The organism is Quadrisphaera sp. DSM 44207, assembly GCF_900101335.1.
GTDB lineage: Bacteria > Actinomycetota > Actinomycetes > Actinomycetales > Quadrisphaeraceae > DSM-44207.
In genome coordinates, this window is sequence record NZ_FNKA01000002.1 from 334,265 (window position 1) to 359,213 (window position 24,949).

General features: G+C 76.9%; 25 protein-coding genes. 6 read left to right on the forward strand and 19 right to left on the reverse strand.

What is annotated here, in order from left to right; translation table 11 throughout:
• Nucleotides 1–10: 10 nt before the first annotated feature.
• Nucleotides 11–139 (reverse strand): hypothetical protein, encoded by a 129-nt coding sequence (locus BLS82_RS16370; RefSeq protein WP_255378200.1) that lies wholly within the window; start codon nucleotides 137–139, stop codon nucleotides 11–13.
• A 181-nt stretch (nucleotides 140–320) separates the two neighbouring features.
• Here BLS82_RS16370 and BLS82_RS07710 point away from each other — a divergent pair, with 181 nt between their 5' ends.
• Nucleotides 321–1,274: a 5'-3' exonuclease gene (locus BLS82_RS07710; RefSeq protein ID WP_218123716.1), complete on the forward strand. Its 954-nt coding sequence runs from the start codon at nucleotides 321–323 to the stop codon at nucleotides 1,272–1,274.
• Nucleotides 1,275–1,809: 535 nt separating this feature from the next.
• On the forward strand, nucleotides 1,810–2,586 hold the full coding sequence (locus BLS82_RS07715; protein ID WP_092863640.1) for an isocitrate lyase/PEP mutase family protein: 777 nt from the start codon (nucleotides 1,810–1,812) through the stop codon (nucleotides 2,584–2,586).
• Between the two features lie 144 nt (nucleotides 2,587–2,730).
• On the opposite strand, the gene BLS82_RS07720 is transcribed toward BLS82_RS07715, so the two are convergent.
• The 7 genes from BLS82_RS07720 to BLS82_RS07750 all read right to left on the reverse strand — a co-directional run bounded on the left by BLS82_RS07720 (nucleotide 2,731) and on the right by BLS82_RS07750 (nucleotide 9,955).
• On the reverse strand, nucleotides 2,731–5,679 hold the full coding sequence (locus BLS82_RS07720) for a DEAD/DEAH box helicase (RefSeq protein WP_092863643.1): 2,949 nt from the start codon (nucleotides 5,677–5,679) through the stop codon (nucleotides 2,731–2,733).
• Nucleotides 5,680–5,754: 75 nt separating this feature from the next.
• The gene (gene tatC, locus BLS82_RS07725; protein WP_255378201.1) at nucleotides 5,755–6,567 is read right to left on the reverse strand and encodes a twin-arginine translocase subunit TatC; all 813 of its coding nucleotides are present in this window, start codon (nucleotides 6,565–6,567) and stop codon (nucleotides 5,755–5,757) included.
• A 47-nt stretch (nucleotides 6,568–6,614) separates the two neighbouring features.
• Nucleotides 6,615–7,043: a Sec-independent protein translocase subunit TatA gene (tatA, locus tag BLS82_RS15290; RefSeq protein ID WP_255378202.1), complete on the reverse strand. Its 429-nt coding sequence runs from the start codon at nucleotides 7,041–7,043 to the stop codon at nucleotides 6,615–6,617.
• A gap of 85 nt (nucleotides 7,044–7,128) precedes the next feature.
• Nucleotides 7,129–7,341, reverse strand: a complete 213-nt coding sequence (locus tag BLS82_RS07735) for a hypothetical protein (RefSeq protein WP_092863649.1) — start codon at nucleotides 7,339–7,341, stop codon at nucleotides 7,129–7,131.
• Between the two features lie 80 nt (nucleotides 7,342–7,421).
• Nucleotides 7,422–7,769 (reverse strand): hypothetical protein, encoded by a 348-nt coding sequence (locus BLS82_RS15675; protein WP_176818989.1) that lies wholly within the window; start codon nucleotides 7,767–7,769, stop codon nucleotides 7,422–7,424.
• 105 nt (nucleotides 7,770–7,874) lie between these two features.
• Nucleotides 7,875–8,987, reverse strand: coding sequence for a WYL domain-containing transcriptional regulator (locus BLS82_RS07745; RefSeq protein ID WP_092863651.1), 1,113 nt, complete (start codon nucleotides 8,985–8,987; stop codon nucleotides 7,875–7,877).
• Nucleotides 8,984–9,955 carry a helix-turn-helix transcriptional regulator gene (locus tag BLS82_RS07750; protein WP_092863654.1) on the reverse strand — a complete coding sequence of 324 codons (972 nt, stop codon included), beginning with the start codon at nucleotides 9,953–9,955 and terminating at the stop codon, nucleotides 8,984–8,986. The genes BLS82_RS07745 and BLS82_RS07750 overlap by 4 nt, the downstream gene beginning before the upstream one ends.
• A 175-nt stretch (nucleotides 9,956–10,130) precedes the next feature.
• Between BLS82_RS07750 and BLS82_RS07755 the strand changes: the two genes are divergently transcribed.
• Nucleotides 10,131–11,243: a DUF3866 family protein gene (locus tag BLS82_RS07755; RefSeq protein WP_092865011.1), complete on the forward strand. Its 1,113-nt coding sequence runs from the start codon at nucleotides 10,131–10,133 to the stop codon at nucleotides 11,241–11,243.
• A gap of 113 nt (nucleotides 11,244–11,356) precedes the next feature.
• On the opposite strand, the gene BLS82_RS07760 is transcribed toward BLS82_RS07755, so the two are convergent.
• The 7 genes from BLS82_RS07760 to BLS82_RS07790 form a co-directional block, all read right to left on the reverse strand.
• Nucleotides 11,357–11,734 carry an FKBP-type peptidyl-prolyl cis-trans isomerase gene (locus BLS82_RS07760; protein WP_092863657.1) on the reverse strand — a complete coding sequence of 126 codons (378 nt, stop codon included), beginning with the start codon at nucleotides 11,732–11,734 and terminating at the stop codon, nucleotides 11,357–11,359.
• Nucleotides 11,735–11,812: 78 nt separating this feature from the next.
• Nucleotides 11,813–12,745, reverse strand: coding sequence for an FKBP-type peptidyl-prolyl cis-trans isomerase (locus tag BLS82_RS16060; RefSeq protein WP_092863660.1), 933 nt, complete (start codon nucleotides 12,743–12,745; stop codon nucleotides 11,813–11,815).
• 107 nt (nucleotides 12,746–12,852) lie between these two features.
• Entirely contained in the window at nucleotides 12,853–14,214 is a 1,362-nt protein-coding gene (gene pafA / locus BLS82_RS07770; protein WP_092863663.1) for a Pup--protein ligase, read from the reverse strand.
• Nucleotides 14,215–14,224: 10 nt separating this feature from the next.
• Entirely contained in the window at nucleotides 14,225–14,506 is a 282-nt protein-coding gene (locus BLS82_RS16755) for a GNAT family N-acetyltransferase (protein ID WP_369811055.1), read from the reverse strand.
• A 50-nt stretch (nucleotides 14,507–14,556) separates the two neighbouring features.
• Nucleotides 14,557–15,357, reverse strand: coding sequence for a proteasome subunit alpha (gene prcA / locus BLS82_RS07780; protein WP_092863666.1), 801 nt, complete (start codon nucleotides 15,355–15,357; stop codon nucleotides 14,557–14,559).
• Nucleotides 15,354–16,175, reverse strand: a complete 822-nt coding sequence (gene prcB, locus BLS82_RS07785) for a proteasome subunit beta (RefSeq protein WP_092863668.1) — start codon at nucleotides 16,173–16,175, stop codon at nucleotides 15,354–15,356. The genes prcA and prcB overlap by 4 nt, the downstream gene beginning before the upstream one ends.
• Nucleotides 16,172–16,369 carry a ubiquitin-like protein Pup gene (locus BLS82_RS07790; RefSeq protein WP_092863671.1) on the reverse strand — a complete coding sequence of 66 codons (198 nt, stop codon included), beginning with the start codon at nucleotides 16,367–16,369 and terminating at the stop codon, nucleotides 16,172–16,174. The genes prcB and BLS82_RS07790 overlap by 4 nt, the downstream gene beginning before the upstream one ends.
• Before the next feature lie 94 nt (nucleotides 16,370–16,463).
• On the opposite strand from BLS82_RS07790, the gene BLS82_RS07795 reads away from it, so the two are divergent.
• Nucleotides 16,464–17,360: a HEAT repeat domain-containing protein gene (locus tag BLS82_RS07795; RefSeq protein ID WP_176818990.1), complete on the forward strand. Its 897-nt coding sequence runs from the start codon at nucleotides 16,464–16,466 to the stop codon at nucleotides 17,358–17,360.
• A gap of 76 nt (nucleotides 17,361–17,436) precedes the next feature.
• Here the strand turns inward: BLS82_RS07795 and dop are convergent, their stop codons facing one another.
• A complete protein-coding gene (gene dop / locus BLS82_RS07800; RefSeq protein ID WP_092863676.1) occupies nucleotides 17,437–18,978 on the reverse strand; it encodes a depupylase/deamidase Dop in 1,542 nt (513 codons plus the stop codon).
• Nucleotides 18,979–19,010: 32 nt separating this feature from the next.
• Between dop and BLS82_RS07805 the strand changes: the two genes are divergently transcribed.
• On the forward strand, nucleotides 19,011–19,442 hold the full coding sequence (locus BLS82_RS07805) for a DUF3054 domain-containing protein (RefSeq protein WP_218123717.1): 432 nt from the start codon (nucleotides 19,011–19,013) through the stop codon (nucleotides 19,440–19,442).
• A gap of 262 nt (nucleotides 19,443–19,704) precedes the next feature.
• Here BLS82_RS07805 and arc read toward each other — a convergent pair whose 3' ends face one another.
• Genes arc through BLS82_RS07820 form a run of 3 tightly spaced genes read right to left on the reverse strand, consistent with a single transcriptional unit; the run spans nucleotide 19,705 to nucleotide 23,822 of the window.
• Nucleotides 19,705–21,468: a proteasome ATPase gene (gene arc / locus BLS82_RS07810; RefSeq protein ID WP_092863679.1), complete on the reverse strand. Its 1,764-nt coding sequence runs from the start codon at nucleotides 21,466–21,468 to the stop codon at nucleotides 19,705–19,707.
• A gap of 52 nt (nucleotides 21,469–21,520) precedes the next feature.
• Entirely contained in the window at nucleotides 21,521–22,606 is a 1,086-nt protein-coding gene (locus BLS82_RS07815) for a tRNA (adenine-N1)-methyltransferase (RefSeq protein ID WP_092863682.1), read from the reverse strand.
• Between the two features lie 49 nt (nucleotides 22,607–22,655).
• A complete protein-coding gene (locus tag BLS82_RS07820) occupies nucleotides 22,656–23,822 on the reverse strand; it encodes a site-2 protease family protein (protein ID WP_092863685.1) in 1,167 nt (388 codons plus the stop codon).
• A 180-nt stretch (nucleotides 23,823–24,002) separates the two neighbouring features.
• Between BLS82_RS07820 and BLS82_RS07825 the strand changes: the two genes are divergently transcribed.
• Nucleotides 24,003–24,941 (forward strand): RecB family exonuclease, encoded by a 939-nt coding sequence (locus BLS82_RS07825; RefSeq protein WP_092863688.1) that lies wholly within the window; start codon nucleotides 24,003–24,005, stop codon nucleotides 24,939–24,941.
• Nucleotides 24,942–24,949: the final 8 nt, after the last annotated feature.

Here is a 24,949-nt window from a genome sequence, read left to right on the forward strand (position 1 = left end):
TGCCGGGCGCTCAGGCGCTCGCGCCCAGCGCCGCGGCGAGCTGCAGGTGCGGCGCGGCCCCTGCGTGGCGGCTGCGCCGCTGCAGCACCCGCCCGAGCAGCAGGTGCGCGCAGCCCTCGTCCGGGCGGTCGGCGACCAACTCGCGCGGCAGCGCCTCGGCGCGGCCCCCAGGTCGGCGAGCGGGCCGGTGCGCACGAGTTCCTCCTCCACCCCGCCCGGCCCCGGCGCGGGGGCCCCCTGCAGGACCGGCCGGGGCGACGCCCCGGACCCGACGGGTCTTCCCCGGCCGCACGGCGCCGGGTGGCTGGCAGGATCCGCGCGTGCTCACTCCTCCTGGACGCCTGGTGCTGCTGGACGCCGCGACGCTGTACTTCCGGGCCTTCCACGCCCTGCCCTCGACCATCACCGCCCCCGACGGCACGCCCGTGGGCGCCGTGCGCGGCTTCCTCGACATGGTCGCCGTCCTCGTCGACCGGCTGCGTCCGGGCCAGCTGGTCGCCGGTTGGGACGAGGACTGGCGGCCCGCGTGGCGCGTGGAGCTGATCCCCTCCTACAAGGCCCACCGCGTGGCCGCCGACGGCGCCGAGGAGGTGCCCGAGGCGCTGGGCCCGCAGGTCGAGCTCATCGCGCAGGTGCTGGCCGCGCTCGGCGTCCCCCGCGTCGGCGCGCCCGGGTGCGAGGCCGACGACGTCCTCGGCGTGCTCGCCACCCGCGCCGCGGCGACCGGCACCGGCGCGGACGTCGTCTCCGGCGACCGCGACCTGCTCCAGCTCGTCGACGACGCCGCGGCCGGCGGCGCCGGGATCCGCGTGGTGTACATCGGCCGCGGGGTGCGCGACGCCGAGGTCGTCGACGCCGCCGCGCTGGCCGCCCGCTACGGCCTGGACCCCGCCCGGGCCGGCGACGCCTACGCCGACCTCGCCGTGCTGCGCGGGGACCCCAGCGACGGCCTGCCCGGCGTCGCCGGCATCGGCGAGAAGACCGCGGCCGCTCTCCTCGCCCGCTACGGCGACCTGCCCGCCCTGCTCTGCGCCGTCGACCGCGGCGACCCGGCGCTCAGCCCGACCCAGCGCCGCCACCTGCTCGACGCCCGCGACTACCTCACCGCCGCTCCCCGCGTCGTCCGGGTGCTGCGCGAGGCCGACGTCCCCGCCCTGCCGCCGGCCCCGCCGTCCCTGCGCGGCGCGGTGGACGACGCCGCGCTGGACGCGCTGGCGCAGCGCTGGGGCCTGCGCTCCTCCGTCGACCGGGTCCTCGCCGTGTTGGCCGGGTGAGCTTTCTGTGGGTTTTGGACCCTCGTCAATGGTGTACTTTGCACGCTTCCGTTATCATCGTGCATCAGCCGTGGCGCGCGTCCCTGGCTCAGTGCGGCTGAGCGCCGGTGCTTGCCGCTGACCACCGCGTGCGGCTCCCGGTCCCCCGGGGGTCGCGGGTGGGTGGAGGCCGCGCCCGCTCGGCGCCCTGCCGCCCGTGGGGCCACGACCGGAGGTCTGGGAACGGAGGGCCGTGGACCGCATTTGTGCGCCCACATGCGGTCTCAGGGGGCTGCGAAGAACATGTGGGCGCACAAATGCGCACGAGGCCGAGTCGGTGGGCGCGGCCTCCACCCACCCGCGACCCGGAGTGCAAGGTTCGCCGCGTCAGTGACCTCGGGTCGCGACAGCTCCCTACCGCTCATGATCGTTACTGCGTGATTCCGTTATCACGATGGATCCAAGCAGCTCGCTCCCCCGCGCTCGGCCGGCGGCGGGCCGTCCTGGGCGGACTCGCGCCCGAGCACCGCCCGGGCGGGGCCGTTAGCGTCGGCGCATGACCCTTCCCGACCCCGACAAGGCCGCCGAGCTGCTGCGGCTGCACACCGACCCCGAGCCGCTCGTCCTGGTCAACGTCTGGGACGTCGTCAGCGCGCGAGTCGTCGCCGACCAGCCCGGCTGCCGGGCACTGGCCACGGCCGGGCACTCCATCGCCTCCTCGTTCGGCTTCCCCGACGGGCAGGTCCCCCTCGACGCGATGATCGACGTGGTCGGGCGGATCGCCGCCGCCGTGGACCTGCCCGTCTCCGCCGACCTGGACGACGGCCGCGAGGACCCGGGTGAGACCACCCGCCGCGCGATCGGCGCCGGCGCCGTGGGCGCCAACGTCGAGGACCGCATGCGCCCCCTGCCCGAGGCCGTGGCCCGGGTGGAGGCGGTCGTGCGCGCCGGGGAGGCCGAAGGCGTCCCGTTCGTCCTCAACGCCCGCACCGACGCCTTCCTGCGCGCCGGCGAGCGCGACCGCGAGGAGGTCCTCGCCGACGCCGTCGAGCGCGGGCGGGCCTTCCTCGACGCCGGCGCCGCGTGCGTCTTCGTCCCCGGCCTGCTCGACGAGGCCACCGTCGGCCGCCTCGTCGAGGGCATCGGCGAGCGCAGGGTCAGCGTCATCGCCGTGCCGGGCTCCCCCGCCGTCGCGCGGCTGGCCGAGCTCGGGGTCGCCCGGATCTCCTACGGCCCGTGGACCCAGCGCGTCGCCCTGACCGCCCTGGCGCAGACCGCCGCCGACCTGCTGCGCGGCGGCGCGCTGCCGGAGGGCACCCGCCCCCTCGACTGACGTCCGTCTCGTGCGGGAGCTGCTCCGGGGCCCGCTCCTGGTTCCGGGCGAGCTCCCGTCATCACCGCACCCCCGCTCGCGGACGACGAGCACGGACGATGAGCACCGGCGACGCACGAGGACGGCGCGGGCCGAGCGGCGGGGTCAGGCGGCGCCGCGGGAGCCGACGGAGTAGGCGACGACGCCGCGGTCGACCAGCCCCGCGGCGCGGCGGGCGGTGCGCGCCAGGCGCTCGTCACCGGAGGCGGAGGCGACGCCGACGACCTGGTCGAGCAGGTCCAGCAGCTGCCGGCACCAGCGCACGAAGTCCCCCGCGGCCAGGCCCTCGGGGCCGGCGTCCAGGACGTCCTGCAGCTCCTGCCCGCGCGCCCACCGGTGCACGGGCCAGACCAGGCCGAGGTCCGGCTCCCCGGTGGGGGGCAGCTGGTGGGCCTCCTCCCCGTCGGTCAGCTGCGACCAGACGGCCACCGTGCGCTGCAGCGCGGCCCCGACCTCGGGGCCGCCGGGCATCCGGGCGTGCGGGGGCCCCTCCTCGCGGCGGGCCTCGTAGACCACGGAGGACAGGACGGCGGCCAGGCCGGCGGCGTCGAGGTCGTCCCAGGTGCCCTCGTCCAGGCACTGCGCGACGAGCAGGTCCTTCTCCGCGTACACGCGGCGCAGCCGCTCCCCCGCCGCGGTGACCTCCAGCTCCCCCCCGCGGGCCAGCGGGCGGGGGTCGGCGGCCTCGCCGGGGCGGTGCTGCGGGTCCGCGGGCGCGAGGTAGCCGAGCTCGACGAGCAGGTCGCACACCCGGTCGAAGGTGCGGGCGATGCTGCCGGTGCGCCCCTCGATGCGCGCGAGCAGCCCGCGGGTCTCCTTCTCCAGGCGCGACCACCGCTCCGCCCAGCGGGCGTGGTCGTCGCGCTCGGGGCAGCCGTGGCACGGGTGCTGGCGCAGGCTGCGCCGCAGCGCGGTCAGCTCGTCCACCCGGGGCCCGGCACCCCCGTCCGCGCCGCCGCCGGTGCCGGCGTCGCCGGTGGCGGCGCGGACGGCGGCGGCGCGCCCGCGCCGACGCTCCGGCGGGCCCTGCCCGAGGGCGCCCTCGGCCAGGGAGGTGCGCAGCGAGGAGGCCAGGTCGCGGCGCGAGGCGGGGTTGCGCGGGTCGAAGGAGGAGGGCACGCGCACGCGGGCGACGGGCTCGACGGCCGTGGGGACGTCGCTGACGGTGATGCGGCGCACCTGCTTGTCGGCGGTCAGCACCGTCGGGCGCGGGCCCTCCAGGCCGGCGGCCAGACCGGGGTCGAGGACGACGGCGAAGCCGGCGCGGCGCCCGGCCGGCACCCGGATCACGTCGCCGACCCTCAGGGCCTCCAGCGAGGCGACGGCGTCGGAGCGGCGCCGGCGCGCGGCCGAGCGGTTCGCGTCCTTCTCCAGCTCGCCGATGCGCCGGCGGATCGCGGCGTACTCGGAGAAGTCCCCCAGGTGGCAGCGCATCGCCTCGGCGTAGCCGGCGAGCGCCTCCTCCTGCTTGCGGGCCTGGCGGGCCAGGCCCACGACGCCGCGGTCGGCCTGGAACTGGGCGAAGGAGGTCTCCAGCACCTCGCGGGCGCGCGAGCGCCCGACCTGGGCCACGAGGTTGACGGCCATGTTGTAGGTGGGCCGGAAGCTCGAGCGCAGCGGGTAGGTGCGGGTGGAGGCCAGGCCGGCGACGGCCTCGGCGTCCAGGCCCGGGGACCACAGCACGACGGCGTGGCCCTCGACGTCGATGCCGCGGCGCCCGGCGCGGCCGGTCAGCTGCGTGTACTCCCCGGGCGTGATGTCGACGTGGGACTCGCCGTTGAACTTCACGAGCTTCTCGAGGACGACGGAGCGGGCGGGCATGTTGATGCCCAGCGCGAGGGTCTCGGTGGCGAAGACGGCCTTGACCAGGCCCCGGGAGAACAGCTCCTCGACGACCTCCTTGAACGTCGGCAGCAGCCCGGCGTGGTGGGCGGCGACGCCGCGGGAGAGGCCGTCCACCCACTCCCAGTAGCCGAGGACCTGCAGGTCGGCGTCGGGGATGTCGGCGCAGCGGTCCTCGACGAGGGCGCGGATCTCCAGGCGCTCGGACTCCGTGGTCAGGCGCAGCCCCCAGGCGACGCACTGGCGCACCGCGGCGTCGCAGCCGGCGCGGGAGAACACGAACGTGATCACCGGGAGCAGGCCGGCGTCGTCGAGGCGCTCGAGGACCTGGGCGCGCGAGGGCCCGCTGGACCCCGAGCGCCCGGGGGGCCGCTTGGCCCCGCGCACCGGGCGGCGGCCGGTGGAGCCGCGCGCGGCCCACTTGTCGCGGTGCACGTCCTCGCGCGCGAGGCGCACCAGCTCGGGGTTGACCTTCAGGCCGGAGACGAGCTCGGGCGCGGTGCCGGCGTCGGCCTCGACGGCGAGGCCGGAGTCGTCGGTGAACAGGTCCATCAGGCGGGTGCCGACCATCACGTGCTGCCACAGCGGCACGGGGCGGTGCTCGGAGACGACGACCTCGGTCTGCCCGCGCACGGTGGCCAGCCACGCGCCGAACTCCTCCGCGTTGCTCACGGTCGCGGACAGGGAGGTGATGAGCACGTCGTCGGGCAGGTGGATGATCACCTCCTCCCACACGGCGCCGCGGAAGCGGTCGGCGAGGTAGTGCACCTCGTCCATGACGACGTGGCCCAGGCCCACCAGCGCCGGGGAGTCCGCGTAGAGCATGTTGCGCAGCACCTCGGTGGTCATCACCACCACCGGGGCGTCGCCGTTGACGGCGGTGTCCCCGGTGAGCAGGCCCACCCGCTCCGGCCCGAAGCGGGCGGACAGCTCCGCGTGCTTCTGGTTGCTCAGCGCCTTGATCGGGGTGGTGTAGAACGCCTTGCGCCCCGCGGCCAGGGCCAGGTGGACGGCGAACTCCCCCACCACGGTCTTGCCCGCCCCGGTGGGGGCGGCGACCAGGACGCCGCGCCCGGCCTCGAGGGCCTCGCAGGCCTGCACCTGGAAGGGGTCCAGGTCGAAGCCGAGGTCGCGGCGGAAGCGGGTCAGCTGCGACCGCTCCTCGCCGGCTCGACGGCGGGAGGCGGCGTACCGCTCAGCGGGCGAGGCCATGCCTCGAGCGTAGGTCAGCACCGCGAGCGGGGCCCCGCCAGGCGGGGGTGCTCCCGGCGCGGCCCCAGCGGCGCCTCACAGGGGGCTGGCGGTGTCGTCGTCCACGGCGCCCCACCGCCCGGAGCGGCGGGCGCGGCGGCGGTCGTTGAGCAGGCACACCCCGATCGCGAGCGCGAACAGCGCGAGCATGGGAACGGCGAGCACCAGCATCGCCGTCACGTCCGGGGTGGGCGTGGCGATGGCGGCGAAGGTGAAGCAGACCACCGTCACCCAGCGCCACGCGCCGAGGACCCCGCGCCCGGACAGCAGGCCGGCGAGGTTGAGGGCCACGAGGACGACGGGCAGCAGGAACGCGAGCCCGAAGGCGAGGATGGTGCGCATCAGGAAGCCCAGGTAGTCCTGGGCGGCGATGATGTTGGACCCGTCCTCGGGCGTGAAGCTGGTGAAGAACGCCACCGCGTTGGGGATGAACAGGCTCGCCAGGTACGCGCCGGAGAGGAACAGCGGCACCGCGGTGGCGACGAAGCCGAGCGCGTAGCGGCGCTCGCGGCGGGTCAGGCCCGGGGTGATGAACGCCCACAGCTGGTAGATCCACACCGGGCTGGAGACGAGCACGCCGATCCAGACGGACATCTTCAGCCGCAGGTCGAAGGCCGTCGCCACCGCACCGAAGTTGATCGTGATGTCCTGGCCCCGCTCGCGCAGCTCCTCGATCGGGGCGGTCAGGTGGTCGAAGACGGGGTCGTAGAGGAACCACCCGGCGACCGCCCCGAGCAGCAGCGCCAGGCCGGCGCGGACGACGCGCCTGCGCAGCTCGGCCAGGTGCTCGCGCAGCGGCATGCGCCCTTCCGGGTCCTTGCGCCGTCGCGAGGGCGTCGCGGTCGCCACCTCAGGTGCCGGGTGCCGAGCGGGGGGCGGGGCGTCGCCGCGGCGGCTCAGGCGCCGGAGCGCTGGTCGCGACGCTGCTGACCGGCGCGGTCGCGCACGGGGCCCGTCACGGGGTCCGTCACGGGGTCCGTCACGGGGTCGACGACCTGCTCGGTCACCCGCTCGGTGATCCGCTCGGTGCGCCCGTCGGCGCCCACCACGCGACCCTCCAGCGGCTGCGCAGCGCCGACGGTGCCGGCGGCGGTGGTGGTGGTGGTGGCGACGCCGGCGGTGCCGGGCTCCGGTGCCCGACCGTCCTCCTTGAGCTCCTTGACCTCGGACTTGAAGATCCGCATCGAGCGGCCCAGGCTGCGCGCGGCGTCCGGCAGCCGCTTCGCGCCGAAGACGACGACGACGAGGAGCACCAGGACGAGGAGCAGGAGCGGGTTGTCGAGCAGGTTGCGCATCGCGGCCTCCACCGGTCGGGTCGCGCCCATCGTAGGCGCGGGACCCCAGCGGCGGCTGCACTCCCGGCGAGGAAGGCGCCGCGGCGGCCAGGGATGCAGGGCCAGCGGCGCGCGGTCAGCGGCGCGCAGGCCGCAGGACCGTGGGCGTGGGCGGGGTCGGCGGTGGCAGCTGCTCGACCCGGGCGGCCACCTCGCCCACCCGCTCGCCGGCGCGGGCCAGCTCCCGGGCCACCGCGATCCCCCGGCGCACCACGCCCACCGCGAGCGCGCCCAGCACGGCGACGGCGCCGAGCACGAGACCGGTCCACAGCAGCACCCACCCGAGCACCCGCGCAGGCTAGCCGCCGCGGACGCGGCAGCCGCCGCCGCCGCCGGGGACGGCGGGGACGGCGAGGCCGGCGGGAGGGGTCAGGCGAGGTGGCGCGGGCGCAGGACGGCGTCGGCGGCGGCCGCGGCGACGGCGTCCGTGCGCTCCAGCCACAGCGCGAAGTCGAGGACCTCGTCCCAGCCGACGACCGGGCCCAGCTTCTCCTCGAGCACCTCGGCGGGCACGACCCACGTCTCGGCGGGCACGCCGCCGGTGGTCAGCAGGCGCACGACCTCCTCGCTGGCGTGCTTGCGGACCTCGTCGGTGCACGCGGGGCAGGCGAAGGCGTAGAAGGACCACGCCTGCACGGTGCACACGACCAGGCGGACCTGCGGCGGCGTCAGCTCCACGTCGCCGCACGTGGGGCACGAGGCCTTGATCGTGGTCATCCCTTACCTCCGCTGGAGCGGGGTCCCCGTCCGTGGGGACCGACTGCTCCTGCTTCGGCGGCGCCGCGGACGACCTTGAGCGCCGTCCCCTCCGCCGTGCCGGACTCACCCGCTCGCCGCGCCCGTCCCGCCGGCCCCGCCGCCGTCAGGGCCGCCGTCAGGGCCGTCGTCAGGGCCGTCGTCAGGGCCGTCGCCGTAGGCGGCCAGGGCCGCGGCGGCGGCCCCGCGCACGGCGTCCGCCAGCTCCGGCGGGTGCAGGACGGCCGCGGACCCGCCGAGCTCGAGCAGCAGCCGGCGCAGCCACCGGGTGTCGGCGGTGCGCAGCCGCACCCGCAGCCCCCCGCCGGGGCGCTCCTCGCCGCCCTCGACCCGGTAGTAGTCCGCCACCCAGCGCGCCCCCGGAGCGAGGTCGAGGGTGACGAGCAGGTCCTCCTGCGACGGCTGGAACAGCCCGTCGTCCAGGTCGCGGGCCACGGCCTCCGGGGGCGGGGTGCCGTCGGCGTCCAGGACGGCGGCCTCCAGCACCCGGTCCAGGCGGAAGATGCGCACGCCGCCGGAGCGGTGGTCCCAGCCCTCCAGGTACCAGCGCCCGTCGGCGGTGAGCAGCCGCATCGGGTCCACGTCGCGCTCGGTGGCCTCGTCGCGCGAGGGCACCAGGTAGCGCAGGTGCAGGCGGCGGCGCTCGCGCAGCGCGGTGCGCGCCGTGGCCAGCGCCCGCTCGGCGCGCCCCGCGTCGGCGTCCGCGCCCGGGCGCGCGACCGGGCCCGCGTCCGGGCGCAGGTCCACGCTGATCGCCGAGGCCGCCGCCGCAGCCTCCCCCGCCGCGCTGGACAGCTTCGCCAGGGCGCCGTCGAGGGCCTCGCGGTCCCCCGCGCCGGGCACCTCCAGCAGCGTGCGCAGCCCCACGAGCAGCGCGAGCGCCTCGTCCAGGCCCAGGCGCAGCGGCCGGGCGATCGCGTCGGCGTTGCCGAGGTAGACCTTCCCCGACTCCCAGTCGGCCTCGATCAGGTCGTCAGGCATGTGCCCCGGGGTGCCGCACACGAACAGCAGCTCCAGGTCGCGCACCAGCTGCGCCTCGGAGATGGCGAAGTGGCGGGCGGCCTCGGCCAGCGGCACCCCCTGGTGCTCGAGCAGCCACGGGACCATCGCCAGCAGCCGGGAGAGGCGGTCGGCCGCCGAGGGCGGCTGCGGAGCGCGCTGCGCGGGGCCGCTGCTCATGACGCCTCCGCCGACGCCTGCTGGGCCGCCAGCGCCCCGCGCAGCCGGCGCAGCACCGCCTCCTGCAGGTCCTGCGGCTCCAGCACCACGGCGTCCGCCCCGGCGGAGGCGACCTGGCCGGCGAGCTCCTCGACGTCCCGGAAGGCCACGGCGACCTCCTCGGCCTCGGTCGGGGCCCCGGCGCGCAGGCGCAGCGCCAGCGCCCGGCCCGGTCGCAGCCGCAGCCGGGCGGTGCGCTCGGGCGCGGCGGGGTCCAGGCGCGAGACCAGGGCGCGCCCGTCGACGTCCGGGGGCACCTCGTAGGAGCCGGACGGGCCGGTGCGGGTGACCGCCCCCTCGATGCGGCTGAGCCGGAAGACGCGCACGTCGTCGCGGTCCAGGTCGTGGCCGACGAGGTACCAGCGCCCGTGCCAGGAGGTCATCTGCCACGGCTGCACCCGGCGGCGCGCGAGCTCCCCGGTGCGCGCGGTGCGGTAGCGGAACGCCACCGGCGCGCGGTCGCGGGCCGCGGCGTACAGGGGCTGGAACGCCGGCTCGGTGGTGCGCACCCGCGGCTCCAGGCCGACGAGGGACTCCTCGTCCGGCTCCACGCCGAGCGCGCGCAGCTTGACCACCGCGCGCGCGGCCGGGCCCGCCAGGCTCGCCTGCTGCCACACCCGCGAGGCCAGGCCCAGGACGGCCAGCTCCGCCGGCGTGAACGAGACCTCCGGCAGCGCGTACGCCTCCCGGTCGATGCGGTAGCCCTGCTCGTCCTCGAACCACGCCGACCCGCCGCCGGTGACCAGCGGGACGCCGAGCTCGCGCAGCTCCTCCTTGTCGCGCTCGAACATCCGGTCGAACGCCTCGTCGGTGGCGCACTCGGCGTACTGGGGCACCGCGGCGCGCACCTGGTCCTTGGTCAGCCAGCTGCGCGTCGACAGCAGCGCGATCACCAGGTTCAGCAGGCGCTCGGTGCGACGGGCGGACACCCCCGGAACGCTACCCCCGGTAGCGTCCGGCGCCGTGAGCGATCAGCCAGGCCCGTGGACGGCGGACCGGACACCGGGCTGGACACCGGCCCGGACCGCGGCCCGGACACCGGACCCGACGCCGGCGTGGGGGACGCCGGCTCCCGCGTGGACCGAGGCCCCCGCCGGCCCGCCGCTGGTGCGGTGGCGGCGCGGGGTGGTCGAGGCGGTGCAGCGGGTGTGGCCCGGCGCCGTCGAGTGCACCGTGGAGGTGCCCGGGGAGGGGGTGCTGCCCGCCCTGGCGCACCCGCCGCTGGTCGGCGCGCCGCAGCCCGGCGACGCGGTGCTGCTGAACACCTCCGCCCTGCAGCGCGGGCTGGGCACCGGCGGGTACGCGCTCGTCGTGGCCCTGCCCGAGCGGCTGCCGCCCGACCCGCCGCAGGGCGCCGGGCACCTGGTCAAGGCCCGCTACACGCCGCTGCAGGCGATGGTGCTCGGGGTGGACGAGCAGGACTCCGCCCACCACGACGCGCTCGCGGACGCCGACGACCTCGCCGGCCTGCCGGTCGTGGTGGCCGACCTGCACTCCTCCCTGCCGGCCGTGCTCACCGGGGCCCGCACCGAGCGCGCCGCCCGCGGCCTGGGCGCACCGCGCGCGGTGTACGTGATGACCGACGGCGGGGCGCTGCCGGCGTGGTTCTCCCGCGCCGCCGCCGGGCTGCGCGCGGCCGGGTGGCTGGCCGGCGTGGTCACCGTCGGGCAGGCGTTCGGCGGGGACCTGGAGGCCGCGACCCTGCACACCGGCCTGCTCGCCGCCCGCGCCGTGCTCGGCGCCGACCTCGCCGTCGTCGCGCAGGGGCCCGGCAACCTGGGCACGGGCACCCGGTGGGGCTTCTCCGGCGTCGCGGCCGGGGAGGCCGTCAACGCCGCAGCCGTCCTCGGCGGGCGCCCGGTGGCGGCCCTGCGCGTCTCCGGCGCCGACGCCCGCCTGCGCCACCGCGGGATCTCCCACCACTCCCTGACCGCGTACGGGCGGGTGGCGCTGGCCCCCGCCGACGTCGTCGTGCCGCTCGGCCTGCCCGACGCCGCCCTGCAGGAGCTCGTGCTGCGCAGCGCGGCCGCCCTGGGCGCCCCGGCCGGGCGCCACCGCCTCGTCCCCGTGCAGACGTCCGGGCTGCTGCAGCCGCTGGCGGACGGGGAGCGCTCCAGCGGGGTGCGCCTGTCCACCATGGGCCGGGGCCTGGCGCAGGACCCCGCCGCCTTCCTCGCCGCCGCCGCGGCCGGCGCGCACGCGGCGTCCCTGCCCTGACCCGGCGGCCCGGCGATGGCGGGGGTGGGTGCGCGCCGGGGAAGGCGTCGCGCGCCGGCGCACGAGAGGCCCTCTGCGTGCGCGGAGGGCCTCTCGCGGGCGACAGCGACGGGTCAGCGCACCCCGACGAGGTCGACGACGAAGATCAGGGTCTCGTCCGGGCCGATCGGGCCGCCCGCGCCGCGAGAGCCGTAGGCGAGGTGCGGCGGGATGACGAGGCGCCGGCGTCCGCCCACGCGCATGCCGGGAATGCCCTGGTCCCAGCCGGCGATGACCTGCCCGACCCCGACGCGGAAGTCCAGCGGCTGGCCCCGGTTCCAGGAGGCGTCGAACTCCTCCCCCGTCGACCACGCGACGCCGACGTAGTGGGCGCTGACGGTGGAACCGGACGTGGCCTCCGGGCCGTCGCCGACGACCTCGTCGCTCACCTGCAGCTCGGACGGCGGCTCGCCCTCGGGGAAGTCGATCTCGGGGCGCGCGGGCTCGCTCATGCGGGTCCTCTCAACGGGCTCGGTGGCCGGGTCGGTGGCCGGGTCGGTGACTGGTCGGGCTGGTCGGGCTGGTGCGGGTCAGGCGGCGGCGAGGACGTCGACGACGAAGACCAGGGTGTCGGTGCCGCTGATGCCGGCGTCCGGCGCCCCGGCCTCCCCGTACCCCTGCGCGGGCGGGATCACCAGGAGCACCTGGCTGCCGACGGTCCTGCCGACCAGGCCGGTGTCCCAGCCGGGGATGACCTGCCCGGTGCCGATCTGGAACGGCACCGGCGCCCCGTTCTCCCACGAGGAGTCGAACACCGACCCGTCGGCCCACTTCACGCCCGTGTAGTGCACGGTGACGGTCTGGCCGGACTGCACCTGCGGGCCCGTGCCGCGGATCAGCTCCTGGGCGACGAGCTCGCTCGGCGGCTGGGCGCCCTGCGGGATGGTGATCGTCGGGGCGCCGTCCTCGGCGAGGGTCACGCCCGGCAGGCCGGCCGGCGGGGTCACCGCCTCGCCGGCGGCGCGGGCGGGGCTCGCGGAGACGACGTCGATGACGAAGACCAGGGTGTCCTCGGCGCCGATGCCGGCCGCCTCCACCCCGCCCTGCGGGCCGTAGCCGTCCTGCGGGGCGATGGCGGCGAGCACGCGGCTGCCGACGGGCACGCCCTGCAGGGCCGTGGTGAAGCCGGGGATGACGCTGTCGTCGAGGGTGAAGGAGATAGGGGTGCCGGACCACTCCGAGGCGTCGAACTGCTCCCCGTCCGCGCCGTTGACGCCGACGTAGTCGACGCCGACGAGCTGGCCGGCCTCCACCGGCGGGCCCTCGCCGTCGCGCAGCACCTCGGTGGCCGTCTCCTCCACCGACAGCGGCGTCTCCTCGAGCACGACCTGCGGCGCCTCGCCCTCGCCGGCGTCGGAGACCTCCACCTGCTCCAGGACCTGCGCCGGGTCGGCGGGGTCCTCGGAGCCGCAGCCGGCGAGGACGAGGGGGACGGCGAGCAGGACGGGCAGGGATCGACGCACCCGAGGACCCTAGCCGCCGACCCTGGGCGCTCCCTGGGAGCCGACCGCGCCCCCGCACCGCCCGCCCGCTGCGCGACGTCCAGCGCCCGCGGCGCGAGGACGCGGGCTCACATGCTGGCGATCAGCCGGTCCACGCGGTCGTCGACGGAGCGGAAGGGGTCCTTGCACAGCACCGTGCGCTGGGACTGGTCGTTGAGCTTCAGGTGCACCCAGTCCACGGTGAAGTCGCGGCGGCGCTCCTGCGCGGCGCGCACGAAGTCCCCGCGCAGCTTCGCCCGCGTGCTCTGCGGCGGCACGGCGGTGGCCTCGAAGACCTCCACGTCGCTGGTCACGCGCTCGACCATGCCGCGCGCGGCGAGCAGGTTGTACAGGCCGCGCCGGCGCGAGACGTCGTGGTAGGCGAGGTCCAGGCGCGCCACGCGGGGGTCGGCGAGGGTCAGGCCGTGCCGGGCCTGGTACCGCTCGAGCAGCCGCAGCTTGATCACCCAGTCCAGCTCCCGCTCCACCAGCGCCAGGTCGCCCTCGCGGACGGCGCGCAGCCCGCGCTCCCACAGGTCCAGGACGCGCTTGTCGGTGGGGGTGCGCACGCCGGCCTCCTCGACGAAGGCCTTGGCCCGCTCGAGGTACTCCTCCTGCACGTCCAGCGCGCTGGCCTCGCGCCCGGAGACCAGGCGCAGCGGGCGGCGCCCGCTGGGGTCGTGGCTGACCTCCCGGATCGCGCGGATCGGGTTCTCCAGGCTCAGGTCGCGCAGGCCCACGCCCGCCTCGAGCATCCGCAGCACCAGGTCCACCGCGCCGATCTTGAGCATGGTGGTGGTCTCGGACATGTTCGAGTCGCCGACGATCACGTGCAGGCGCCGGAAGCGCTCGGCGTCCGCGTGCGGCTCGTCGCGGGTGTTGATGATCGGGCGCGAGCGCGTCGTGGCGGAGGAGACGCCCTCCCAGATGTGGTCCGCGCGCTGGGAGAGGCAGTACACGGCCCCGCGCGGGGTCTGCAGCACCTTGCCGGCGCCGACGAGCACCTGGCGGGTGACGAGGAAGGGGATGAGCACGTCGGCCAGGCGGGAGAACTCCCCGGTGCGGGGCACGAGGTAGTTCTCGTGGCAGCCGTAGGAGTTGCCGGCGGAGTCGGTGTTGTTCTTGAACAGGAACACCTCCCCGGCGATGCCCTCCTCCGCCAGCCGCCGCTCGGCGTCGACCGTCAGGCCCTCGAGGATGCGCTCGCCGGCGCGGTCGTGGACGACGAGCTGGCGCACGTCGTCGCACTCGGGGGTGGCGTACTCGGGGTGGGAGCCGACGTCGAGGTACAGGCGCGCGCCGTTGCGCAGGAAGACGTTGCTCGAGCGCCCCCAGGACACGACCTTGCGGAACAGGTAGCGGGCCACCTCGTCCGCCGAGAGCCGGCGCTGCCCCTCGGAGGCGCAGGTGACCCCGTACTCGGTCTCGAGGCCGAGGATCCGGCGGTCCATGCCGTCAACACTACGTCGTGGCTGCGCGGCGGGGACGGGCCCCGGCGCACGGGCCCCTCGGGCCGGGCGGGTCGGGGCGGGTGCCTCCCGGCGCGCAGCCGCACCGGCGGTGCAGCGCGGGGTCCGCCGACGACGCCGCACCGGTGAACAGCTCCAGCCGCGCAGCCCCGGCCCCGCGCGCCGCGGCCCCGGCGGCGCCCAGCAGCGCCGCGCCCAGCCCGCGGCCCCGGGCGTCGGGGACCACCGCCAGGCGCCCCACGTGCCCCGTGCCGGCGTCCCGGCGCAGCCGCACCGCCGCCGGCGCGGTCGCGGACCCGGGCGGAGCGCCGGCGGAGCAGCCGGTCAGGGCGTGTGGGGCGGGACGTCGTCGGGCAGGCCGCTGTGCCCGCCCGGCGTGCCGGACCCCCCGCCCGGCGGGTGGCCGTCGCCGTCGGCCGGGGAGGTCACGGGCGTGCCGAGCAGCTGCGAGAGCGCAGCGGCGGGCACGCGGCGGAAGGAGCGCCGCGAGCGGTCGCGCTCGAGGACGGCGACCTCGAGGGCCTCCGGGCCGAGCTGGCGCGGGGCCCCGCCCGCGGCGTCCGGGGCCAGGCCGACGAGGGCCAGGCGCAGCGCGCCGGCGAGGTCCAGGCCCGGCTGCCACCGCGAGCGCAGCTCGGGCGCGACCTGCTCCGCCTGCCCGCCCATGACGACCACGCCCCGCTCGTCGGAGACGGAGCCGTCGTAGGTCAGCCGGTAGATCTGGTCGGTGCCCGGCGTCGGGCCCACCTCGGCGACGACGAGCTCGACCTCCAGGGGCTTGGACTCGGTGGTGAAGCTCGTGCCCAGGGTCTGCGCGTAGGCGTTGGCCAGGCCGCGCGCCGTGACGTCGGCGCGGTCGTAGGAGTAGCCGCGCAGGTCGGCGTAGCGCACGCCGGCCACGCGCAGGTTCTCGAACTCGTTGTACTTGCCGGCCGCGGCGAAGGCGATCCGGTCGTAGATCTCGCTGATCTTGTGCAGGGTGCGGGAGGGGTTCTCCGCGATGAAGGCGATGCCGCCCTCGTACTCGGTGACCACCACCGAGCGGCCGCGGGCGATGCCCTTGCGCGCGTAGTCCGCCTTGTCGCGGATGAGCTGCTCGGGCGAGACGTAGAAGGGCATGCTCATCGCCGGCGGCCCTCCTGCGCGCGGCTGCGGTCGGTGACGACCTGCTCGACGACCTCGGCCAGGGCCTCCTCGTCCTGGCGGGCGTACCCGTCGGCGCCGACCGTGGCCACCACGGGCCAGATCCGGCGCACGCGGTCCGGGCCGCCGGTGGCGGAGTCGTCGTCCGCGGCGTCGTAGAGCGCCTCGACGGCCACGCGCACGGCCTCCTCGCGGCTGAGCCCGGGGCGCCACAGCTTCTTCAGCGACCCGCGCGCGAAGACCGACCCGGAGCCGATGGTGGCGAACTCCCGCTCCTCCCGCCGGTCCCCGGCCACGTCGTAGCCGAATATCCTGCCCTCCTCGCGGTCGAAGTCGTAGCCGGCGAACAGCGGCACCACCGCCAGGCCCTGCATCGCCAGGCCCAGGCTGCCGCGGACCATCGCGGCCAGGCGGTTCGCCTTGCCGTCCACGCTCAGCACGGCGCCCTCGATCTTCTCGTAGTGCTCCAGCTCCACCTGGAACAGGCGCACCAGCTCGACGGCCAGGCCCGCGGTGCCGGCGATGCCGACGCAGGACCACCCGTCGGCGGGGAAGACCTTCTCGATGTCGCGGCTGGCGATCGTGCTGCCCGCCGTCGCGCGCCGGTCACCGGCCATCACCAGACCGCCCGGGTGGGTGAGAGCGACGATGGTCGTCCCGTGCGGCACCTCGAGGGCGGCGCCGGTGGGCAGCACCCGCCGCCCGGGCAGCAGCTCGGGGGCGTGGTCGCCGAGGAAGTCGGTGAAGGACGCCGAGCCGGGGCGTCGGAAGGCCGCCGGCAACCCGGGCGCGTCGGTCACTGGCCGCCCTTCTGCGTGTACTGGCGCACGAACTGCTCCGCGTTGGACTCCAGCACGTCGTCGATCTCGTCGAGGAGGGCGTCGACGTCGTCCTCGCTCGTGCTCGAGGAGCTCGTCGGCAGCGGGGCCTCGTCGAGCTCCTCGACCTCGGAGCTGTCGCGCCGGGTGGGTCGCTGCTGTTCCTGGCCGGGCATCGTGCCCCCTTCGGGTGGGGTTCCGGGCGGTTCTGAGGAGCAGCCCCGATCGTAGGCGAGGGCTCCGACGCGCCGCGTGGCAGCATCGACGGCCGTGCCCGGTCCCGATCCCGCCCTCCCCCGCCCGGTCCCCGCGCCCGCACCGCCTCAGGACCCGCCCGCCGCGCTGGAGGGCCTGCTGGCCGCCCGGGAGGGCACCGGCAGCGGCTTCCCCGCCGCGCTGAGCGCGCACGCCCGGGCGCGCGGCGCGGACGGCGCGCTCGCCGACGCGCGCGCCTGGGCGGCCTCCCCCGACCCCGCGGCGCGGCTGGTGGCCCTGGAGCTGCTCGGCGTCCTGACCGCACCGTGGTCCCCGCCCGCCCCCGCGCCGGTGCGCGCCGAGCTGCTGGCGGAGGCGCAGCGGGCCGCCGGGTCCGGCGAGGCGGACCTGCGCTGGGTGGCCGCCAAGGTCCTGCCCTCCGCCGGCGCGGGCGCCCTGCCGGCGCTGCTGCGCCTGGCCGCCGACCGCGAGCCCGACGTGCGCTGGCAGGTCGTCTCCTCCCTGCCGCTGCTCGCGGACGGGCCCGGCGCGGCGGGCGGGGAGGTCCTGCGGGCCCTGCTCGCGGCGGCCGAGGACCCGGACGCCGAGGTGCGCGACCAGGCCGTGTTCGGCCTCGCCGTGCAGCTGGAGGCCGACACCCCCGCCGTGCGGGGCGCGCTGCTGCGGGCGTTGCAGGACGCGCAGCGGCCCGACACCGCCGCGCAGGCCGCTCGCGGGCTCGCCGCGCGCGGTGAGCCGCGGGTCCTCCCGGCGCTGCTGCAGCACCTGGGCGCCGAGGACCCCGCCGACGTCGACGAGGGGTGGGTGGAGGCCGCCGCCGCGCTCGCGGACCCCCGCCTGCTGCCGGCGCTGCGGCGCCTGCGCGAGCACGACTGGGCGGACGACGAGACCCTGGCCGCGCTCCTGGACGGCGCGGTCGCGGCCTGCGAGCGCGGGCGCCGGGATGCCTGAGGCCCACGACGCGCCGTCCGGGCACCTGAGGGGGTGAGTGGCGCGGCGGTCAGGCGCCGCGGTCAGGCGCGGCGGATCAGGCGCCGCTGAGGGCGTCGACCAGGCTCGCGGCGTCCGGGCAGCGCTGCAGCAGCGCCTCGGTCGCCGCCCGCGTGCCGCGCAGCGGCTCGAGCATCGGCACCCGCTGCAGGGCCCCGCGGCCGGGCACGTCGAAGATCACCGAGTCCCAGCTGGCCGCCGCGACGTCCTTGCCGTAGCGGGCCAGGCACTGCCCGCGGAACCACGCGCGCGTGTCCTCCGGCGGCGCGCTCGTGGCCGCCTCGACGTCGTTCTCGTCCACCAGCCGCTCGACCGCGCCGCGCGCCCGCAGGCGGGAGTGCAGGCCCCGGGCGGGGTCGACGTCGGCGTACTGCAGGTCGATCAGCTCCAGGCGCGGGCTGCCCCACTCCAGGCCCTCGCGGTCGCGGAAGCCCTGCAGCAGGCGCAGCTTGGCGACCCAGTCCAGCCGGCCGGCGCAGCGCATCGGGTCGGCCTCCAGGTCCGTGAGCACCTGCTCCCACCGGCGCAGCACGTCACGGGTCTGGGCGTCGGCGTCGTCCCCGTCTCGCTCGGCGACCAGCGCCGCCGCGGCCTCCAGGTAGCGCCACATCAGCTGGACGGCGGTCAGGCGGGAGCCGTCGGCCAGGCGCAGCAGCGCCGTCAGGGACGGGTCGTGGCTGACCGCGTGCAGGGAGGCCACCGGCGTCTCGAGGGCGACGTCCGGGGCCCGGCCGGCCTCGACGAGGTCGAGCACCAGGGCGGTGGTGCCCAGCTTGAGGTAGGTCGCGACCTCGCACAGGTTCGCGTCGCCGATGATCACGTGCAGGCGCCGGTAGCGGTCCGCGGTCGCGTGCGGCTCGTCGCGGGTGTTGATGATCGGGCGCTTGAGGGTGGTCTCCAGGCCCACCTCGGTCTCGACGTAGTCCGCGCGCTGGGAGAGCTGGAAACCGGCGACCTCCCCGCGCGGGCCGATGCCCACCCGCCCGGCGCCCGTGACGACCTGGCGCGCGACGAAGAAGGGCACCAGCGCCCGCACGATGGCCGGGAAGGGCGTCGAGCGGGCCATGAGGTAGTTCTCGTGCGTGCCGTAGGAGGCGCCCTTGTTGTCCGTGTTGTTCTTGTACAGGCGCACCGGCCCCAGGCCCGGGGTCGCGGCGATGCGGGCGGCGGCCGTGGCCATCACCACCTCCCCGGCGCGGTCCCAGCGCACGGCGTCCAGCGGCGAGGTCACCTCCGGGCTGGAGTACTCCGGGTGGGCGTGGTCGACGTAGAGGCGGGCCCCGTTGGTGAGCACGACGTTGGCCGAGCCCGGGTCCTCCAGCTCGGCCCAGCTCTCCTCGCGCGCGGAGTCGGTCAGCTGGCTCGCGTGCGCGGCGGAGCGCGCGACCTCGAAGCCGCGCGCGTCGCGCAGGGGCGCCTCGTCCTCGTAGTCCCACCGGGGGCGGCCCCCGCGCGGGCCGAGCGGCGCGGCGTAGGCGGTGACCACCTGGCTCGAGAGCAGCACGGGGTCGGTCTCCGGGTGCCCCGGCGAGGAGACCCCGTACTCGGTCTCGATGCCCATCACGCGGCGCACGCTCATCGGGCTCCAGCCTAGGCGCCTACCGTGGAGCGGTGACCGGCACCGCCCCTCCCACCCCGCGCCGCACCCTCCGAGGCGCGTCTCGCCGCGCCCTGCGCGGCACGGGCGTGCCCGCGCCCGCCGCGGCCGTCCTGGACGTCGCCGCGGTGCTGGCCTTCGTCCTGGTGGGACGCCGCTCCCACGCCGAGGGCCTCGACCTCGCCGGGACGCTGGGCACGGCGTGGCCGTTCCTCGCAGGGCTGGCCACCGGCTGGGTCGCGGCCCGCGGGTGGCGCGCGCCGTCCTCGCGCCGCACGGGCGCCGCGGTGTGGGCGGCCGCGGTCGCCGTCGGCGTGCTGCTGCGCGCGACGACCGGGGACGGCGCCCCGGTGAGCTTCGTGGTCGTGACCGCGTTCGTGCTGGCTGCGCTGCTGCTGGGCTGGCGCGTGGTCGCCGCGCTGGTGGGCTGCTCCGGGCGCCGCTGAGCGTCTTCCTCACCTAGCTGGATGTCATGAGCAAGCTTCCGTTATCACTGGAGGTTGCACGGCCGCCGCGAGATGTCACGAGGTGGGCCGTGGCGGCCGCCCGGACCCCGTCTCGCGACACCTCGTCGCTGGCGCGCGCGGGCCGCTCGGGCGCAGGTCCGAGGCCGACTGGGCGGCACCGCACCCGGATGCAGTGAGCACGGGGCGCCCCCGTGCCCATCTGATGGGCACGGGGGCGCCCCGTGCTCGGAGGGGCGGCGCCTCAGAGGTACTGGCCGGTGCCGTCCACGGTGTCGATCGCGCGACCGGGCTCGGAGCCGGACTTGCCCTGGATGATCGTGCGGATGTAGGTGATCCGCTCGCCCTTCTTGCCCGAGATGCGCGCCCAGTCGTCCGGGTTCGTCGTGTTGGGCAGGTCCTCGTTCTCCTTGAACTCGTCCACGCACGCCGCGAGCAGGTGCTCGATCCGGATGCCGCGCTGTCGCGTGGTCAGCAGGTCCTTGATCGCCATCTTCTTCGCGCGGTCGACGATGTTCTGGATCATCGCGCCGGAGTTGAAGTCCTTGAAGTACAGGACCTCCTTGTCGCCGTTGGCGTACGTGACCTCGAGGAACTGGTTCTCCGGGGTCTCCGCGTACATCCGCTCCACGGTGCGCTGGATCATCGCCGTGGCCGTCGCGGTCGGGGACCCGCCGTGCTCGGCGAGGTCGGAGGGGTGCAGCGGCAGGTCCGGGGTCAGGTACTTGGCGAACACGTCGCGCGCCGCCTCGGCGTCCGGGCGCTCGATCTTGATCTTCACGTCGAGGCGGCCGGGCCGCAGGATCGCCGGGTCGATCATGTCCTCGCGGTTCGAGGCGCCGATGACGATGACGTTGTCGAGGCGCTCGACGCCGTCGATCTCCGCGAGCAGCTGCGGCACGATCGTCGTCTCCACGTCCGAGGAGACCCCCGAGCCGCGGGTGCGGAACAGCGACTCCATCTCGTCGAAGAAGACGACGACCGGCGTGCCCTCGCCCGCCTTCTCCCGCGCCCGGGCGAAGATCAGGCGGATGTGGCGCTCGGTCTCCCCGACGTACTTGTTCAGCAGCTCCGGGCCCTTGATGTTGAGGAAGTAGCTGCGCACCTCCGACAGGCCCTGCCGCTCGGCGGCCTGCGTGGCCAGGGAGCGCGCCACGGCCTTGGCGATGAGGGTCTTGCCGCACCCGGGAGGGCCGTAGAGCAGGATCCCCTTCGGCGCCTTCAGGCCGTGCTCGCGGTACAGGTCCGGGTGGGCGAACGGCAGCTCCACCGCGTCGCGGATGGCCTCGATCTGCGAGCCGAGGCCGCCGATGTCGGCGTACTCGATGTCGGGGACCTCCTCGAGCAGGAGCTCCTCGACCTCCGAGCGGGGCACGCGCTCGAACACGACGCTCGACCTCGGGTCGAGGTTGAGGGCATCGCCGACGCGAGGCGGGGCCTGCTGCAGCGGCGCGGCCAGGCGCACCACGCGCTCCTCGTCGGCGTGGGCCAGGACGAGCGCGCGGCCGTCCTCGAGCAGCTCCTTGAGGGTGACGACCTCGCCGATGCGGTCGTAGGTGCCCGCGGCGACGACGTTCATGGCCTCGTTGAGCAGCACCTCCTGCCCGTGCCCGAGCGCCTGCGCCGCCACGGCGGGGCTGACGGCGACCCGCACCTTGCGCCCGGCCTGGACGACGTCCGCGGTGCCGTCCTCGTGCAGGGACAGGAACGTCGCGTACCCGCTGGGCGGCTGCGCCAGGCGCTCGACCTCGGCCTTGAGCTCGACGAGGCGCTCGCGGGCCTCGGTCAGGGTGCGCACCAGCCGGTCGTTCTGCGCGGTGGACGCGGTGAGCTGGCGCTGCAGCTCGGCCACCTCGTCCTCCAGCGCGCGCAGCCGGTGCGGGGACGTCGCGAGCCGGCGGCGCAGGACGCTCAGCTCCTCCTGCATCGCCCGCTCCGAGCGGCCCGAGGGCTGCGGGCCGAGGTCGGCGGGTTGGTCGCGAGGGTGGTCGTGGGGGTGGTCGGTCATGGTGCACCTCCCGGTGGCCGCCGCGCGGGCGGCGTCGAGTCCGTGCTCGACCCTAACTCCGCCCCTGCGGCGCGGGAGGGGCGGACCCGCCGTCCGGCGCGCCGCGGTGCGGGCCGTCGACCGCCCGGCGCACGCGGCGCACCTTCTTGTCCGAGACCCCCCGCACGCCCAGCGCCTCCTCGCCCCACGGCGGCGCGCCGTCCTCGGTGTCGGCCCACGGCGAGACGAGGCCCTCCTCGGGGGCGGCGGCCTTCGCCGGGCGCCGGCGCCGCTGCGGGGGGCGCACGCCGTCGGCCAGGCGCCGCGTGGTCAGCAGGAAGCCGGTGTGCCCGACCATGCGGTGCTCGGGGCGCACGGCCAGGCCCTCCAGGTGCCAGCCGCGCACCATCGACTCCCACGCCGCCGGCTCGGTGAAGCGGCCGTCGGCGCGCACGTCCTCGGCCAGGCGGGAGAGCTGGCTGACCGTGGCGACGTAGGCGATGAGGACGCCGCCGGGGGCCAGGGCGACGGCGACGGCGTCCAGGCACTCCCAGGGGGCGAGCATGTCGAGCGCGACCCGGTCGACGCTGCCCGGCTCCTCCGCGCGCGGCAGCTCCTCGGCGAGGTCGCCCACGGTGATCGTCCACGCCGGGTGCGGGCCGCCGAAGAACGCCTCGGCGTTGGCGCGGGCGATGGCGGCGAAGTCCTCGCGGCGCTCGAAGGAGTGCAGCCGGCCGCCGTCCCCGACCGCGCGCAGCAGCGACATGCTCAGCGCTCCGGAGCCGACGCCGGCCTCGACGACGCGGGCGCCGGGGAAGACGTCGGCCATCGCCACGACCTGGCCGGCGTCCTTGGGGTAGACCACGGCGGCGCCGCGCGGCATCGAGAGCACGTAGTCGCTCAGCAGCGGGCGCAGCGCCAGGTGCTCGATCCCGGCCGTGCTCGCCACCACGGTGCCCTCCGGGGCGCCGATCAGGTCGTCGTGCGCGAGGTGGCCGCGGTGGGTGTGGAACTGCCTGCCGGGCTGCAGCGTGATCGTGTGCGGGCGCCCGCGCGGGTCGGTCAGCTGCACGCGGTCGCCGGCGCGGAACGGGCCGCGCCGCACCGCCGCGCCCGTCGGCTCCAGGCTCGGGGCGGGGGTGCGCTCGGGCTCTGCCACGGGGAGGCAGTCTAGGGACGGCGCGCCCCGCGCCCGCCGACGCCGCGCCTCAGCGCCGGGCGGCCGCCCGCGGGCCCATCACGGCCGCCACGACGTCGCGGGCCAGCAGCAGCCCGCTCACGCGGCCCGCGGCGTCGAGCGCGACCCACTCCTCCGCCGGGGCGGCCGACAGGGCGCGCAGCAGGTCCTCCCCGCGCAGCGAGGACGCCACGACCGCCCCGGGCGGCAGGGCGCGGGCCGCGGAGGCGGCGGCCACGGCGTCGCGCCGCTGCTCCGGGACGTCGGCGACCGCCACCGGGTCCAGGACGGCGGACGGCGCGCCGGCGGCGTCCACGAGCACCACCCAGGCCCCGCCGGGCACCTGCCCGCTGCGCTGCAGCGCGGCGGCCAGGCTCGCGCCCGCCGGGACGGCCACCGCCGGGCGCGCCAGCGCCGCGACGCTCGCGGACGGCGCGCGCCGCCGGATCCGGGCGCCCTGCAGCGCGGCCCCGGCGCCCGTCCACAGCAGCGCCCCGATCGCGGCCGCGACCACGACGGTGACCAGCGAGACGCCGCCGCCCGTCAGCCAGGGCCAGCCGAGCGCCGCGACGAGCACGCCCACGGCCACGGCGCGCCCGACCCAGGCCGCGACGATCGTGCCCAGCTCGCGGTCGCCGCTGGTGCGCCACACCACGGCCTCGAGCAGCCGGCCGCCGTCCAGGGGCAGCCCGGGCAGGACGTTGGTGACGGCGACGAAGGCGTTCGTCAGGGCGAGGCTGACCAGCAGCAGGCGCGCGACCGGCCCGGGGTCGAGCGCGGCCAGGGCCGCCCAGGCGCCGCCGGCGAGGGCGGCGTTGGAGGCGGGCCCGGCGACGGCGACGGCGAAGCTGCGCCCGGGCGAGGACGGGTCGTGCTCGAACTGCGTGTGCCCGCCCCACAGGGTGAGCACGATGCGGCTGGCGGGGATGCCGAAGGCCCGGGCGGTGGCCGCGTGCGCGAGCTCGTGCACGAGCACCGACAGGCACAGCACGAGCGCGTAGCCGAAGGCGACGGCGTAGCGCAGCGCCCCCAGCTGCGGGGCGGTGCTCGCCACCAGCGGCGCGAAGGTCCAGGTGACCACGGCGGCGATGACGAACCACGAGCGCGCCACGAGCACGGGCACCCCGAGCAGGGTGCCGATCCGCCAGCCCTCCGGGCGCTCCGCCGCGCCCGCGGTGCCCGGCGCCGAGGTGCTCACCCCGGCAGCCTACGGCCGCCCGCCGCCGCACCGGGGCCGCTCGGAGCCGGCTCGGGGCCGCTCGGAGCCGGCTCAGGGCCGGCTCGGGGCCCGCTCGGGGCCGGCTCGGGGCCCGCTCGGGCCCGTTCGGGGCCCGCGGGGGCTCCCGGACTGTCGGTCCCGACGCCTACCGTGGAGCCCATGTCCTTCCCCGCCGCCGTCGCGACCCCCGCGGCGGCTCCTCCCGCGGCCGGCGCCGTCGGCACGGCCGCGCAGCCCTGCGCGGCGGAGGCCGGCGGCGTCGCGGGCCCGCAGGAGCAGCGGGCGGCCCGCCGCGCCGGCGCGCCCCGCTCCCTGTCGCCCTCGCGGGCCTCCGACTTCGTCCAGTGCCCGCTGCTGTACCGCTTCCGCGTCATCGACCGCCTGCCCGAGCCGCCGAGCCCGGCGGCGCTGCGCGGCACCGTGGTGCACGCGGTGCTCGAGCGCCTCTTCGACCTGCCCGCCGCCGAGCGCACCCCGCAGGCCGCGCGCTCGCTGCTGACCCCCTCGTGGGAGCACCTGCGCGAGCAGGACCCGGAGCTGGCGGCCCTGTTCGAGGACGACGAGGAGCAGCAGTGGCTGACCTCCGCGGCGGTCCTGCTCGACCGCTGGTTCGAGCTGGAGGACCCCACGCGCCTGGAGCCGGCCGAGCGGGAGCTGTTCGTCGAGGTCGACCTCGACTCGGGCCTGCGCCTGCGCGGCTACGTCGACCGGCTCGACGTCTCCCCCGCGGGCGACCTGCGGGTGGTCGACTACAAGACCGGCCGCTCCCCCAAGGAGGCGTTCGAGGCCAAGGCGCTGTTCCAGATGCGCTTCTACGCCCTGGTGCTGTGGCGCCTGCGCGGCGTCGTGCCCAGGGTGCTCCAGCTCGTGTACTTGGGCGACGGTCAGGTGCTGCGCTACTCTCCGCACGAAGATGAGTTGCGCGCGACAGAGCGCAAGCTCGAAGCTCTCTGGCGGGCGGTGCAGCGCGCTACCGAGACCGGGGACTGGCGCCCCCGGCGCAGCAGGCTGTGTGACTGGTGCGCCCACCAGTCCCTCTGCCCCCTCTTCGGCGGCACGCCACCGCCGCTGCCCGAGGGAGCCCGACCGCTCCTGTGACGAGCGGG